The 14,674-nt window shown below is 66.9% G+C and carries 14 protein-coding genes; 7 read left to right on the plus strand and 7 right to left on the minus strand.

Going from position 1 to position 14,674, the window contains the following annotated elements; translation table 11 throughout:
• Positions 1–49 precede the first annotated feature (49 nt).
• The gene (locus NZ773_11490) at positions 50–1,549 is read left to right on the plus strand and encodes an aldehyde dehydrogenase family protein (protein MCS6802546.1); all 1,500 of its coding nucleotides are present in this window, start codon (positions 50–52) and stop codon (positions 1,547–1,549) included.
• Between the two features lie 88 nt (positions 1,550–1,637).
• Here NZ773_11490 and NZ773_11495 read toward each other — a convergent pair whose 3' ends face one another.
• Genes NZ773_11495 through NZ773_11505 form a run of 3 tightly spaced genes read right to left on the minus strand, consistent with a single transcriptional unit; the run spans position 1,638 to position 5,014 of the window.
• On the minus strand, positions 1,638–2,717 hold the full coding sequence (locus tag NZ773_11495; protein MCS6802547.1) for an acyl-CoA/acyl-ACP dehydrogenase: 1,080 nt from the start codon (positions 2,715–2,717) through the stop codon (positions 1,638–1,640).
• Between the two features lie 8 nt (positions 2,718–2,725).
• Positions 2,726–3,910: an acyl-CoA dehydrogenase family protein gene (locus tag NZ773_11500; GenBank protein MCS6802548.1), complete on the minus strand. Its 1,185-nt coding sequence runs from the start codon at positions 3,908–3,910 to the stop codon at positions 2,726–2,728.
• Positions 3,911–3,931: 21 nt separating this feature from the next.
• A complete protein-coding gene (locus tag NZ773_11505; protein MCS6802549.1) occupies positions 3,932–5,014 on the minus strand; it encodes a 5-methyltetrahydropteroyltriglutamate--homocysteine methyltransferase in 1,083 nt (360 codons plus the stop codon).
• A 360-nt stretch (positions 5,015–5,374) separates the two neighbouring features.
• Here NZ773_11505 and pheS point away from each other — a divergent pair, with 360 nt between their 5' ends.
• The 5 genes from pheS to NZ773_11530 all read left to right on the plus strand — a co-directional run bounded on the left by pheS (position 5,375) and on the right by NZ773_11530 (position 10,596).
• Positions 5,375–6,415, plus strand: coding sequence for a phenylalanine--tRNA ligase subunit alpha (pheS, locus tag NZ773_11510; GenBank protein ID MCS6802550.1), 1,041 nt, complete (start codon positions 5,375–5,377; stop codon positions 6,413–6,415).
• Positions 6,416–6,536: 121 nt separating this feature from the next.
• Complete coding sequence (pheT, locus tag NZ773_11515) at positions 6,537–8,915, plus strand: phenylalanine--tRNA ligase subunit beta (protein MCS6802551.1); 2,379 nt, start codon at positions 6,537–6,539, stop codon at positions 8,913–8,915.
• Positions 8,916–8,952: 37 nt separating this feature from the next.
• Positions 8,953–9,150: a hypothetical protein gene (locus NZ773_11520; protein ID MCS6802552.1), complete on the plus strand. Its 198-nt coding sequence runs from the start codon at positions 8,953–8,955 to the stop codon at positions 9,148–9,150.
• 74 nt (positions 9,151–9,224) lie between these two features.
• Positions 9,225–10,265, plus strand: coding sequence for a tetraprenyl-beta-curcumene synthase family protein (locus tag NZ773_11525; protein MCS6802553.1), 1,041 nt, complete (start codon positions 9,225–9,227; stop codon positions 10,263–10,265).
• A 43-nt stretch (positions 10,266–10,308) separates the two neighbouring features.
• Complete coding sequence (locus tag NZ773_11530; protein MCS6802554.1) at positions 10,309–10,596, plus strand: hypothetical protein; 288 nt, start codon at positions 10,309–10,311, stop codon at positions 10,594–10,596.
• Positions 10,597–10,629: 33 nt separating this feature from the next.
• On the opposite strand, the gene lgt is transcribed toward NZ773_11530, so the two are convergent.
• The 3 genes from lgt to NZ773_11545 are packed head-to-tail and all read right to left on the minus strand — an operon-like array spanning position 10,630 to position 13,537.
• A complete protein-coding gene (gene lgt, locus NZ773_11535; protein MCS6802555.1) occupies positions 10,630–11,490 on the minus strand; it encodes a prolipoprotein diacylglyceryl transferase in 861 nt (286 codons plus the stop codon).
• A 41-nt stretch (positions 11,491–11,531) separates the two neighbouring features.
• Positions 11,532–12,374: a sulfite exporter TauE/SafE family protein gene (locus tag NZ773_11540; GenBank protein MCS6802556.1), complete on the minus strand. Its 843-nt coding sequence runs from the start codon at positions 12,372–12,374 to the stop codon at positions 11,532–11,534.
• Entirely contained in the window at positions 12,371–13,537 is a 1,167-nt protein-coding gene (locus tag NZ773_11545) for a geranylgeranyl reductase family protein (GenBank protein ID MCS6802557.1), read from the minus strand. Before NZ773_11545 ends, NZ773_11540 begins: the two co-directional genes overlap by 4 nt.
• An 82-nt stretch (positions 13,538–13,619) precedes the next feature.
• Here NZ773_11545 and NZ773_11550 point away from each other — a divergent pair, with 82 nt between their 5' ends.
• Entirely contained in the window at positions 13,620–14,078 is a 459-nt protein-coding gene (locus NZ773_11550) for a zinc ribbon domain-containing protein (GenBank protein MCS6802558.1), read from the plus strand.
• A 105-nt stretch (positions 14,079–14,183) separates the two neighbouring features.
• Here the strand turns inward: NZ773_11550 and NZ773_11555 are convergent, their stop codons facing one another.
• A complete protein-coding gene (locus NZ773_11555; GenBank protein MCS6802559.1) occupies positions 14,184–14,633 on the minus strand; it encodes a pyridoxamine 5'-phosphate oxidase family protein in 450 nt (149 codons plus the stop codon).
• Positions 14,634–14,674 lie beyond the last annotated feature (41 nt).

Raw genomic sequence — 14,674 nt, forward strand, 5'->3', positions numbered from 1 at the left:
GGCAGCAACCTTCGTGACGTCGTCGGGAGAGGCCTGGCATACTGCTGGTATGCTGACCGACGACACCGTGTTGACGACCCTCTCCCCCGGCATGCCAATCCTCTGGGGCGGGAACCGGTTTGTTACCGTTCCGGCCGAGCTTGCCGCGCAGTTCCGTCCCGGCGACCGGCTGGTCGTCGCCGACGGCGAGCTGCTGCACATTCCCGCTTCCATTGCCGCTGCGGTCGGCGCAGCGATCGACCGGGCAACGGCTGCCTTCCTCGCCCTCGGCGCGGCCACAGACGCGCAGATCACAGCGTTCTACGAGGCATTCGCCCGCCGACTGGAAGATGACGCAATCTGGGCTGCCATCGCCGCCGCCAACGCTGAGGATGTCCAGCGCGCACGGGAGCGCGGCCGGCCGACCACACGCCTGGCGGTGAGCGCGCGAATGCGCGCCGACATGATCGCCGGACTACGCCTCTGGCGAGACCTCCCGAGCCGGCGCGGCCACGTGATCGAGCGGATCGAGCACGAGGGCTGGACAGTTGAGCAGGTGATCGACGGCCTTGGCGTTGTCGGGTTCGTCTTCGAAGGCCGCCCGAACGTCCTCGCCGACGCCACCGGAGTGCTCCGGAGCGGCAACACCGCAGTCTTCCGCATCGGCAGCGACGCCCTCGGCACCGCGCGCGCGATGATGGAGCAGGCAGTGCATCCCGCTATTGCCGAAGCGGGACTGCCGGCGGGAGTGATTGAGCTGATCGACAGCGCTGACCGCGCCGCGGGGTGGGCGCTGTTCTCCGACACCCGGATCGCGCTCGCGGTCGCGCGCGGGTCAGGACCAGCCGTCGCTCAGCTTGGGGCGGTCGCTCGCCAGCACGGTATTCCCGTGAGCCTTCACGGAACCGGAGGCGCTTGGCTGGTCGCCGACGAAACTGCAGACCCGGCCGCCTTCGCCGAAGCGGTCTATCACTCGCTCGACCGGAAGGTGTGCAACACGCTTAATGTCTGCGCGATCGTCCGCGCGCGCCCCGATCTCGTCCCGGTGTTTCTCGACGCGCTCCGCCGAGCGGGAGAGCGGCGGCAAGGAGCGCGTCTCCATGTCGTGGCCGGTGCCGAAACCGCCGTTCCTCCTGAGTGGTTTCAGCGCGTGGTCACCGTCTCCCGTCCCGACGGGCCACGGGAGGAGCCGCTGGCAGACATCATTCCTCTCGCTGCGCTCAGCACCGAGTGGGAATGGGACGAGACCCCGGAGGTGTCGCTCGTGCTGGTCGAGTCGGTCGAGGAGGCGATCCGGCTGTTCAACCAGTACAGCCCGCGCTTCATCGCGTCGCTCGTGAGCGCCCGCCCGGACGCGCATGCCGCCTTCTACCGAGCCATTGAGGCGCCGTTCGTCGGGAACGGCTTCACGCGCTGGGTCGACGGCCAGTATGCGCTGCGCCGTCCTGAACTGGGGCTCTCCAACTGGCAGTACGGTCGGCTGTTCAGCCGAGGCGGCATTCTCTCCGGCGACGGCGTCTTTACTATCCGCACCCGGGCCTTCCAGCACGACCCGAGCGTCCACCGCTAGAGGGCGGCCAGCCGCGTCGCTTCGGCTGCCTCCCGCCGTACGGGCGAGCGCGCCGCCGATTATCTTGGTCGTTCCGCCCTGCTCACGCCTACACCCCGTGAGCGGCGAGCACGCGCTCGCGATGGTAGTGGGTGTCGCCATAGGAGAGGCTGGAGAACTTCAGCCGGCGCAGCGCCAGCTGAAGGTCATACTCCCACGTCATACCCATCGCCCCGTGCACTTGAAAGCTCTCCTTGATGATGCGCTCGGCGGCACTGTTCAGCCAAGCTTTGGCGTAGTGGAGAGCGAGTTCCGCCTCCTCGGGCGCCTTTTCAACAGCCCACGCGGCGCGGTAGGCGAGGAAGCGCCCGCCTTCGACATCGATGCCGAGATCCGCGATCTTGTGCTGAACAGCTTGGAAGGCGCCGATCGGACGGCCGAATTGCACGCGCGTCTTGGCATAGTCGACAGCGAGTTCGAACGCCTTGCTCGCCAGCCCGACCATCCACGCGCAGTCAATTGCGGCGAGCTTGGGGAGCACATCGGCGAGCACCTGCCGCCCGTCGGCCGGGTAGACTTGGAGCGCGCGGGCGCCGTCCAACTGAAGCGCGAACAGGCGGTCGCCGGTGGAGGAGGGCGTTTCAACCCGCTGCACCGCCCCCGCATCGACGAGCACAAGCCGGAGCGCCTCCCCCTGCCGCGCGAGGACCAGCAGCCGGTTCGCGGCATTGGCGTAGGCGACAAGCACTTTCGTGCCGGCAAGGGCGCCTGTCGCGTCGACAGTCGCCGCCGTCGCCTCCGGGTCGAATGGGCCGTCCGCCTCCCAGAGCGCGGGCACGCCGACCTGCCGCCCGGCGACGAGGGCGCGCAAGTTGCCGTCATCGCCGAGGCGCTCCAAAAGGAGCCCATACGCCCAGACAGCGCGGAGCGGTCCGGGATAACAGGCGCGGCCGAGCTCCTCCGCCAGCACCGCGACGGAGGTGAAGCGGGCGCCCGCGCCGCCCACCTCGGCGGAGAAGGGCAGCCCTACCCAGCCGAGGTCTTGGATCTCCTTCCAGACCGCCTCGTCGTAGCCGAGCGGCGAGCGCTCGACCTCGCGCACTTCGCGCGTTGGAACGCGGTCGCGCAAAAAGTCGCGCGCGACACGCTGAATGAACGCTTCTTCCTCATTCAACTGAAGCTCGAGCACGCTTCCTCCTAGCGCGGCAGGCCGAGGCCACGGGTCGCGATGATATTGCGCTGGATCTCCGAGGTGCCGCCCGCAAGGGTTGTCCCCGGCGCGCTCCAGTATTCCTCGTCCCACAGCCCGTCGAGCTCCGCCCATGGCGACCCCTTCGAGAGGAGGCCCAACGGACCGAGGAGGTTGACCCCAAGGCGCTGGATGCGCTGCTGGGTCTCTGTCGCGAACACCTTCGACATCGATGCCTCTGCGTTCGGCACCTTCCCCTGATCCTGCAAGTACGCAATGCGGTAGCCGAACCAGCGCGCCATCTCGAGATTGACCAGCTCCGCGCTGATCGCATCGCGAACGAACGGGTCGCGGAGGATCGGTTCCCCATGCTTCTTTTTGTCCTTGAGATAGGCGATCAGATCATGGAGGAGGCGCCGGGCTTGCCCGACCCACGCCATCTGCGAACGCTCAAAGTCGAGCGAGGTCGCCGTCTGATACCAGCCGCGGTTCACCTCTCCCACGACGGCGCTCCGCGGCAGGCGGACATCTTCCAACGTCAGCAGGGTCCAGCGCTCGTTGCCGTAGGCATCGAGGATTGGCTGGACGGTTACCCCCGGGGTATGGCGCGGCAGAATAAACTGGGTGATCCCTTTGTGCTTCGGAGCGTCCGGGTCCGTTCGCGCCAGCAGAAAGATGTAGTCGGCGTGCTGCGAGTGGTTCCAGACCTTCGAACCGTTGATGACGAATTCATCGCCGTCGGCGACCGCCCGCGTTCGGAGCGAGGCAAGGTCCGACCCTGCATCAGGCTCGGAGTAGCCTTGCGACCAGCGGATCTCGCCGCGCGCGATCATCGGCAGGAAGGTGCGCTTCTGCTCCTCCGAGCCGTAGAGCATAATCGTCGGCCCAATCGTCGAGACCCCAAGATTGGCATTGCCCGTGCCGCGGATACGGTGGTAGGCGGCGAGCTCGTTGAACAGCGCCTGCTTCACCTTCGGCCAGCCGCCGCCGCCGTACTCGACCGGCCAGGCGCCGGTCAGCCAGCCGCGCTGCCCCAGCTCGCGCTGACACTCCGCCGCCTCGTCCCAAAACTGTTTCTCGGCTCGCCCGCCGACCCGGATCGGCGGCGCCAGCCCATCCGGCGGCCATTTCTGCCGGCACCACTCGACCACTTCCTGACGAAAGCCGTCGTATTCGCGGAGATCGAACTCCACAAGGCCTCCTTCGCGCCTCAGCTAAAGTCCTACTTCTGCTCGTATCGCCTGGGCGGCAAGCGCCATCGTTCGGATCTTGCGGAACGCTACTGCGCGCGGCAGATGCCAGAGACCGCAGTCAGGCGCGAGCGACAGCCGCTCCGGCGGCACGACGCGCAGCGCCGCGCGCACCCGCTCCAGCACGTGGTCGACGGTCTCCACCGCCTCGACGCCCAAGTTGAGCACGCCGAGAACAACGATTTTGTCTCCGCACGCGTTCAGGATCGTCTCGTCGTAGCCGGGCTCCTCCCACTCAAGGCTGATCGCGCAAGCGCGGGTTTTCGCCAGCGCGGCGAGCGACTCGCCGTAGAACTGACTGACCCGTTTGTTGATCGCGCTCGTCGGGTAGCCATGGCAGAGATGGACAACGGTGGGTACCGTAATCCCCTCTAGCGCTCGGTTGATGGCCTGCTCGGCAAGCGGCAGCGTGCGCGTTCGGCGCAGGAAGAGGTCTGGTTCGTCCAGCTGCAGCAGCTGGGCACCGGCATCCTGCAGCGCTCGAAGCTCCGCATTGACAGCGACCGCGAAGTCGAGAACGAGTTCAGCGAAATCGTCGTAGTACTCGTTCGCTACCCGGCAGGCGGACGTGAGCGGCCCGAGCACTGTCATCTTCGTCGGGCGGTCGGTGTGGCGCTGGAGAAAGCGCAGGTCCTCGACAGCGAGGGGGCGTTCCCAGCGCACCGGCGCAAAGACGCGCGGCGCCAGCGCGCGGTTCGGGTCGTGCCACGCCGCGCCGAATTCCGGGCGGACATCGGAGCCAGACGTGTCGCGGTCAGCGCCGAATTCGCGCCGCCCCATCCGCACCGTGTCGATGCCGCCATAGCGCAGGAAGTAGAGGTCGAACCGGCCGCGCCGCTGCTCTCCATCAGTGATGATGTCTAGGCCTGCCTCCTCCTGGTCATAGATGGCAAGAAGGGTGGCATCGTCTTGCGCTTCCCGACGCAGCTCAGGAGGCGGCCGCCACGCATCCTCTTCGCGAAAGAACGGGTAGCGCTCGCGGGCAAAGAGCCAAGGTGGCTTGCTGTAGCTTCCGACCAGCTGGGTCGCCAGCGGCGTCAACGGCATCGACCCTCCCCCGAGCAAGTGGCCCAGTCTAGCACGGCGTCGCTCCTCCCTCTGCCAGCGATGAATGTATACCAGAACGCGCAGCGCGCGACAGCGACGCGGAGCCTCCGCTCGCGGGAAATGCGGAGAGAGACGCAGCGCAGTCAGGCATCTCGGCGGCCCGCACGCGGCAGCGGGATGGTTGAGCCGGAGCAGGTCCTCCGCCTACAATCGCTGCGCGCAGCATCGCGACGACGATGCGCCGGCGACCATCCTCCTGGGTGGAGTGAACGTGCCCTCACGCGGCTGATACGTGAGGACCGCTGCTTGTCCGACCCACGCTGCAGCGCGGAGAAATGCAGGATCTCTCGGAGAGCAACGATGCTGGATCGGCTGAGGGCCCTCGAACAGGAAGCGCGGACGCTGCTCAGCGCGGCGGCGACGAGCGAGGAGCTCGAGCGCTGGCGCATTCGATTTCTCGGACGGAAGAGCGAACTGAGCGACCTCCTGCGCCAGCTAGGCAGTTTGCCGCCAGAGGAACGCCCGAAAGTAGGCGCTGCCGCCAACCAGATAAAGAGCGCGCTCGAGACCGCTTTCACAGAGCGCCAGCGCGCGATCGAAGCAGCGGCACGGGCAGCAGCGATCGCCGCCGAAGCCGTCGACGTCACCCTGCCCGGTCGTCCGGTGCCGATCGGCGCGCTACATCCCACCACCCAAATGATCCGCCGGATCACCGAGATCTTCTCTTCCCTCGGCTTCGACATCGTCACCGGCCCCGAAGTGGAGTGGGACTACTACAACTTCGAAGCGCTCAACATCCCGCGCGGCCATCCGGCGCGGGACCAGTGGGACACCTTCTGGATCACGCCAGAAGAGGAATCGGAGCGGCCGATGCTGCTGCGCACCCACACCTCGCCAATGCAGGTGCGCATCATGGAACGCCAGCAGCCTCCGATCCGCGTCGTCGTTCCGGGGCGGGTCTATCGGTATGAGGCGACGGACGCGACGCACGAGTCGGTCTTCTTCCAGTTTGAGGGACTGGCCGTCGGCGAAGGCGTGACGATGGCCGACTTGAAAGGGACGATCTACACCTTCGTTCGGCGCATGTTCGGCGAGCGGCGGCGGGTGCGCTTCCGATGCGACTTCTTCCCCTTCGTCGAGCCGGGTGTCGATGTCGGCGTCGACTGCTGGGTGTGCGACGGGGCGGGCTGCTCCTTCTGCCGGCGAAGCGGCTGGATCGAGGTGATGGGCGCAGGAATGGTTCATCCGCGCGTGCTGGAATACGCCGGCATCGACCCAAAGCGCTATACCGGCTTCGCCTTCGGCGGAGGGGTCGAGCGGTTCAGCCTGCTGCTCCACCGCATCGACGATATTCGGCTGTTCTACGCCAACGACATCCGTTTTCTGCGGCAGTTCGCATGATGTCCAGCTGTCCCTCTCGATCGCGAAGCGCTGTCCCTGCTCTCCTGTGCCCCCGGAAGCCATCTCCCCTCTCGCCGTCGGGAGAGGAGCGAAACTCGGAGCGCCGCGAGGACCCATGACGATGAAAGTCTCTCTCAAATGGCTGCGCGAGTACGTGCAGTGGACCGTGCCCGTAGATGAGTTGGCGCACCGGCTGACGATGGCTGGCGACGAGGTCGAGAGCATTCACCGGATTGGCGCCGACTGGGAAGGGGTGGTGGTCGGCGAGATCGTGCGCTTAGCTCCTCACCCCAACGCCGACCGGCTCCTGCTCGCCACGGTCGACCTCGGCGGGCGTCAGCAGACGGTGGTGACGGGGGCGCCGAACTTGGCAATCGGCCTGCGCGTGCCGTTTGCACCGGTCGGCACGCTGCTCATCGACGGCACGACAGGAGAGCGAAAGCGGCTCAAAGCAGCCAAGATCCGCGGCATCGAATCGGCAGGAATGGTCTGCTCGGCGAAGGAGCTCGGGCTCGGCGACGACCACAGCGGCATCCTCATCCTGCCGCCCGACGCCCCGGTGGGAACCCCCCTGAGCGACCTCTACGGCGATGTCATCTTCGAGTTCAAGACTACCCCCAACCGGCCGGACTTGCTGTCGATGCTCGGCGTTGCCTGGGAAGTGTCGGCGCTGACCGGCTCCCCTGTCCAAGCGCCGCCCCTCGACCACCCGGTCGTCGAGCCCGGGATCGCCGCTCAATTCTCGGTCCGGATCGATGACCCCGATCTCTGCGGGCGCTACAGCGCGGCCCTCGTGCGCGGCGTTCAGATCGGTGAATCGCCCCGCTGGCTGCGGGAGCGGCTCGAGGCAGCGGGAATGCGGCCGATCAACAACGTCGTCGATATCACGAACTATGTCATGCTCGAGTTCGGTCAGCCGATGCATGCCTTTGACGCGGCGACGATCGCCCAGAACACGATCATCGTGCGGCGCGCGCGAGAGGGCGAACGGCTGACAACGCTCGACGGGGTCGAACGGGAACTCGACCCCTCGATGCTCGTGATCGCCGACGCGGAGCGGGCGATCGCGCTCGCAGGCGTGATGGGAGGGCTCGACACCGAGGTGACCGAACGGACCACCGAGATCCTGCTCGAGTCGGCCAACTTCCATAACTACACCATCCGGCGAACGGCAAGACGCCTGCGGATGCGGTCGGAGGCCTCGACCCGGTTCGAGAAGGGGATCAGTCCCGAACTGACCATCCCCGCCCTCCAGCGCGCCTGTCGGCTCCTCACCGAGATCGCGGGCGGGCGCGTCGCTGCGGGGTTCTTGGACGTCTATCCTGGCTGCGTCCCGCTCGAACCCCGGCCTCTTTCGAGCGCCGATGTCGCGCGCGTTCTCGGGGTCACCTGGCCGCTCGAGCGGATTGAACAGATCTTCCGCTCCCTCGGCGCGACTGTCGAGCGTCACGGAGCGCAGCTGCTGATTACGCCGCCTCCTTGGCGGCGCGACCTGAACCTGACCGAGGACCTTGTCGAGGAAGTCGCGCGCATTATCGGCTACGACGAGCTCCCGGCGACCGGACTGCGCGGCGAGGTCCCGGCCACTCCCCCCGACCCCGTGATGGCAACGAGTGAACGGCTGCGCGACCTGATGGTAGCGGCCGGACTTCAAGAGGTGATCACCTACCCGCTGGTCAGCCGCGAGCTGCTCACCCGCGCTGGGCCGGTGCCCGAGCCGATCGCGCTGCTCAACCCGATGACCAGCGACCAGTCGGTGCTGCGAACGAGTATGCGGCCGAGCGTGCTGAAGACGATCGCCGACAACAGTCGCCGCCAAGAGGACGGGCTCGCGCTCTTCGAGATCGGGCTGATCTATCTTCCCCGGGAGAACGACCTGCCGGAGGAGCGGCCGCTGCTCGCCTTCGCGCTCGCTGGTCCGCGCGGCCGCAGCTCATGGCTCGGCGTGAATGAGCCGTATGATTTCTTCGACGGCAAAGGGATCGTCGAGGCGATCGGTGAACGGCAGCGGCTCTCCCTCAGCTTCGCCCGTTCGTCCGACCCGTTTTACCATCCCGGCCGCGCGGCCGAGGTGCGGCGCGACGGCATCCTGATTGGCACGGTGGGCGAGGTCGCTCCGGAGGTGTGCGCCGCGTTCGACCTGAGCGGGCGGGTCGTTTACGGCGAGCTGGAAGTGCGGGCGCTCGTTAGCGACACGATCCCCATCTACCAGCCCGTATCGCGCTTTCCCGATGTCGTCCAAGACCTCGCCATCGTGGTCGACGAGCCGGTGGAGGCAGAGCAGATCCGCTCCCTCCTCGCGAGCGGCCGCTACGTTCAGGAAGTCCGGCTGTTCGATGTCTACCGCGGGGCGCCGCTTGCCGCCGGGAAGAAGTCGCTCGCTTTTACCCTGCGCTTCCGCGCCCCCGACCGCACCCTGACGGAGGAGGAGGTGTCCCGCATCCGCACCGGGCTGGTTGAGCAGCTGGCGCAGCGCTTCGGCGCAACGCTGCGGAGCTGAATGCCTCCCCGCCACCTTGACCCATGACGGAGGCGAGATGTTGCAAGGACTACTCTACCTCTTGGCCGCCCTCCTCGCGCTCGGCGCGGCGGCCGCCGCGCTGGCCTACGCGCAAGGCCCGATGAGCATCGTCTGGGCGATCCAGATTGCTGGGCTCGCCGTCATTCTCACCGTGCTCGCGATCTTCGCTTTCGCTCCCGACCGCCCGGTGCAGTTGAAGAGCGGCAAACGCTGAAGCGCGCGTCCCTCACCGCCGATTACCTCCTGCGCGGCATTCCGGGCGCCGCGCGGCGCCTCGACCGGCTCTGGCTGCCGCGCGCCCTCGCGATCCCGGACCCCGCCCTGCGCCAGCACGCGCTCGAGGCGATGACAACCAAGCGGTTCCACTGCGAGGGAGGCGCCGCCTACGCTGCCTTGGTCGACCGGCACGGGCCGCTGCTGAGCGCCATCGTTGCGCTTCAGACGATCAGCGACTACCTCGATACGCTCTGCGACCGCGGGGAGTCGGAGGAGGGCGCCGACTATCGCCGCCTCCATCAGGCCATGCTCGACGCCGTGCAGCTTGCGCCTCCCTGCCCCGATTACTACGCTCTCCATCCCCGCTGCGAGGACGGCGGCTACTTGCCAGCCTTAGTCACCGCTGCGCGTCGGGCCCGCCGGCGCCTCCCGGGCTACGCTGCCGTCGCGGAGGCGCTCACGGAGCTCGTTCACCGCTATGCCGACCTCCAAGAGTACAAACATCTGCGCCCTCGCGCCGCGGGAATGGCGGCGATGGAGCAGTGGTATGCGCCGCGCCGCCGCCCCGGACTGTCGTGGTGGGAATTCGCCGCTGCCTGCGGCTCAACGCTCGGGATGTTCGCCCTTCTGCGGCTTGCCGCGCGCGGCGTGCCCAGCCGCGCCGCCGTCCGCGCGGTCGTCGAGGCGTACGTCCCTTGGATTGGCGGGCTCCATATCCTGCTCGACTACTTCATCGATCAGGAAGAAGATGCGAGCGTGGGCGAAGTGAACCTCGTCGCCCCCTACCGCACCGAGGCAGAGCGCCGGACCCGGCTGCTCTTCTTCTTCCAGCATGCGCGGCGGGCCGCCGGCTTCCTACCCGATCCCGCGTTCCATCAGTGGATCGTCGACGGCCTCCCCGGCCTTTATCTCGCCGACCCGAAAGCGCTCCGTCCTCGCCAGCGGCCGACTGCTCGCGCTCTTCTCGCGGCGACCCCGCCCTACACGCGCCTTGTCTGGGCAGTGACGCGGCTGCGCCATCTCGTCCGCGAAGGCCGCGCTTCCTCGCAGCGAACGCGGCTAGCCAAATCGTCCTCTCCCCGGCGCGCCAAAGCGGGACTTCCTTCCCGATAACTTCCGCTTCCTTCACGCCGAACGGGATTGTGGAGGAAGGTTGATGACCGAACCGCCGTTTGTCCGCTTCGCAACTGCGTATCACGCCCTCAGCCGAAATGCGGACGAGGGCGCGATCGACCGTTTAGTTGCCCCGCATTTCCAGCTTGTGCTCGACCTTGCTCCCGATATCATCCGCGGCGCTGTCCGCCGCGCCGTCGATCATGGAATGCCGCCCTCTGCCCTCTGGAACGCGCTGCGCGCTATGGAGCAGGACATCGCCGCGCTCCCGCCTTCGGACCGCCACCCTCCGCCGCGTCCCTTTGCTGCCCCCCGGACCGGCGTCGCGTGAGCAGCGCCGTCCTCGAGCTGTCCGCGTCTCCGGTCACCCAAGCGGCGGAGAAGAGGTTGGCCCGCCGGCAGCCTCGGCGGAAGCGGGCGCGCTCGTCGCCGCGCTCTTCGGCTCGGGGAGAGGGGCGCCTTTGCCACGCTGATACGTCCAGAACGCCAAGGGGAAGCCGAGCGCAATCCCGAGAATGCCGAGCACCTGCTGCTGCGTCAGCCCGAACAGCCAGGGAGCGGTATCGATGCGGTAGAAGCTGGTCACAAGCCGGATGACCGAGTACAGCGCGATATAGAGCCAGAAGATAACCCCCCCGGGCAGCTTCCGCCAGAGCGCAAGCAGCAGGCCGAAGAGCGCAAAATCGAGCACCATCTCGTAGCCGACCGCGAGGTGGACCGGCACGCCGATCTGACCGAGCGTCTGGGGATGGGTGTAGACGACCGCCCACGGCACATCGGCCGGGCGTCCCCAATGCTCCCCGTTGATGATGTCCCCAATGCGCCCGATGCCTTGGCCGAGAATGAGGCCGACGGCTGCCGCGTCGGCAAACCAAGGAACGGGCAACTTCGCGAAGCGGGCGTAGAGATAGCCGGCGATGACGCCGCCGACGACGGCGCCATAGATCGCAATCCCCCCTTCCGTGATCATGAGGATCTGGAGCGGGTTCTGAGCGTAGTAGTCCCAGCGATCGACAACATGGAAGAGGCGAGCGCCGATAATGCCGCCGACGACCGCCCACGGCGCACCGTTGTAAATGTCATCCGCGGTCAGACCCACGCTCGGCGCGAGGCGGGCCGCAACCCATACCCCGATGAACAGACCAACGGCCGAGAAAAACCCGTGCCAAGTGATGGCGAATGGCCCGAGGGTCACCATTGTCGGGTCGATATTGATCTCGATCATTCCGCCCCCAGACAGCCTGTCAGCTCCTGCAATTGTATCGCTCAGCTCCCCAATCCGGCCCACATCAGGCGAGCGCCCACCATCCCCAGCGCTGCTGCGAGGAGGCGGATGATCCAGCGCGCGCTCAGCCGGCGGGAGAGCGCGGCGCCCGCTTGGGCGCCGAGAACCACGCCGAGCGCGAGGGGAAGCGCGAGGTCGAGATGGTCGAGGGGAGAGTCGCCGCCGTTGAGGATATCGGCCGCCACCGAGATTGCAGAAGTGGTCAGGAGATAGAGCTGGGAGGTCGCCGTGGCAATCGACGCCGGGATCGACATCAGCGCCACCATCGAGGGCGTCATCATCAATCCCCCACCGACGCCGAAAAGGGCCGCGAGCACGCCGATCACAAAACTGACGAGCGCCCCGACGCGCAAGTCGACATCAACCGTCTCGACATGAGCGCCGACGACATACTGCCGGCGCACCACTCCCCACGGCGGAGGGCTCGTCCCAGCGGGCGCATGCTGAGGCGGACGCCGCACTACGAGGTAGACTGCAATCGCGACCAGCAGCGCTCCAAACAGCACCTCAAACAGCCGGCGATCGAGCCGGCTCACAAGGATGCGACCAAGCACGCTGCCCGGGAGCGCAAAGACGCCGAGCGTGAGCGCAACCCCGACGTCAATCCGGCGTTGACGGCTGTACGCAATCACGGCCGAGACCGCACTGCAGACGACAGCGACAAGGGAGACGCCGGTAATAGCCTCGGCGCTATGTTCCGCATACGCCGGCACCCAGGCGAGGGCGGGGACGATAATGAACCCGCCTCCCGCGCCGACGACCGTGCCGTACGCGCCGGCAAAGAGCCCCAGCAGAAGGAGCAGCGCCGTCTCGATGAGGTTCATGCTGCGGCAGGCGGCAGAAGCCGGTCGAGCAGCCGCCAGCCGATCCGAAACGTGCCGCCGCCCAGCCGTCGGTAGTTCCTTTCGCCGCGCATCAGGCGCACAAGGTTGCGCCAGACAAGCGGGCCCATGCCGATCAAGCGGTGCGCAAGGTGGGGCATGCGGTCGAAGACGCGCAGCACAATCCGCGCTTCCAGCAGCTCCGGCATCAGTTCGCGGTCGACCGCCCGCTGATAGTCAGCAAGCGCTCTGATCTCCCCGCCGGCCGCGCGGACAACGGGGTCAACCGCGAGGCGGGCGCTCAGTACTGCGCCGAGCAAACCTTCGCCGGTGAATGGGTCGACAAGCCCGGCTGCATCCCCAAGCAAAAGCGCGCGGCCGGCCACGATCGGCGCGCCCGGCCGCCGCAGTGCCAAGTGATGCCCGCTGAAGCGCGTCATCGGCACCGTGTCTAGGCCGAGAAACCGCCGCAGCCGCTCGTAGTACGGGCGGAAGAGCGCGCGGTCGCTAAGCGGCCCGCCAACGCCAACAGAGAGCCCATCGCCTTTGGGGAAAAGCCAGCCGTAGCCGCTGGGCAGCGAGCCAAGATCGAGCAGGGCCGTCGTCTTCCAGCGGTCGCGCGCCCAGGCCGGCGCGATGAACTCCCCTTCGAGCGCGAGATCGAGGTCGACGCCGCCGGCTAAGCCGACATCGCGCGCGACACGGCTGTTCGCGCCATCAGCGCCGACGACGATGCGCGCCCGGACTGTGCCGCTGCTTGTCCTCAAGGTGACCCCTTCCGACGAGCAGTCCACACGGTCCACGCGCGTCCGGTCGCGGACTTCGGCGCCTGCCGCTGCCGCACGCTCCACAAGATGCGCGTCAAACTCATCGCGCATCACCATATAGACCACCGGGTCGGGAGAACGGCGCTCGATCGGGCGGCCAAGCCGATAGGTAAACACCATCCGGTCGACGGCGACCCGCACGACCGGCGTGAGGTCCTCGCCCAGGAGGGCGGCAACTCGATGCTGCACTCCTCCGCCGCACGTCTTATAGCGAGGGAGGCGCTCTTTCTCGAGCAGAACGGTTTTCAGGCCGGCGGCTGCCGTTCCTCGCGCGAGCACCGCCCCGGCCGGTCCGGCGCCAACAACGGCGACATCAACGTAGTCAGAGGGAGAAGTCACGCTCGTCGCTGCAACTTTTCCACGAGTATAAGAATCCATTGCAGTTGAAGTCAAACCGCAGAACTGCTACAGTTCTGATGCCGTGCAGGACATCGGCTTTCTCATCACCCTTGTCGTCGCCCTCATCGTCGCCTATCTCTTTGCCTTCTGGGTTGCGCTGATCATCTGGACGTTGCGCGACATTCGATCACGAAGCCGCAACCTTTTTACCGCGTTTTTTGCCGTTCTTCTCGTCGTGATCTTCAATATTCCCGGCCTCGTTCTCTATTTGCTCCTCCGACCTCGGGAAACGATCGCCGAACAGTATGAACGAACGCTCGAAGAGGAAAGTCTGCTCGCGGAGATCGAAGAGCAGGGCGCATGCCCGAAATGCAAGGCGCGCGTTGAAGACGACTTTCTGCTCTGCCCTAACTGCCGGACCCGGCTGAAGAAGATCTGCGCCGGCTGCGGACGCGCGCTTCATCTCCGCTGGAGCATCTGCCCCTACTGTGCCCGCGAGGCCGGCGCGCCGCTCGCCGAACTGACAAGCCGCCTCAATTAGCCGAGCGCCGAGCGCGCTCGATACGGACGCCGCCGCCGGATGAGGAGGGCGGCGGCCCCCAGTTCGCCGCTCCCTCCATCAGCCGAGGAGGGGCAGCCGCTGCAGCTAGGCAGCGAAGTTCCGAAACACCTCAGGACGCGGGCCGGCCGCAAACCCCTCGGCGCGCAGGAAGGTCGGAACAACGCGGATGACGACGCGCTCGAACTCTGCCGGCGGAACCGGCGTGCCCGTGGCAGCGGCGCGCCGCTCGAGAAACGCCTGAACCTCGGCCGGGTCCGACACGATCTCGGCGACGCCGTTGACCCAAACGTTCTTGGCGCCGAACTGCGGACGCTGTTGTACCCAGAGGTAGCTCACTGCCGGATTGTTTCGGATATGCCGCACCTTAAGATTGGCGGCATTAGAGACCGTTTGGATGGTCCACCCCTCGATGAAGGTCGAAACTTGACGGATAAAGGGGGTGCCGTCACTCCGGAGAGTGATCAGGAAGGAATTCACGGCAGGCGGCCGTTGGCCGATGAACTCACGGATCTCCTGAAGTCGCTGGTGGTCCATTCTCGCTCCGACTGATGAGATATGCGCCTGTGCGCACTGTA

This window comes from Dehalococcoidia bacterium (assembly GCA_025054935.1).
GTDB lineage: Bacteria > Chloroflexota > Dehalococcoidia > SpSt-223 > SpSt-223 > JANWZD01.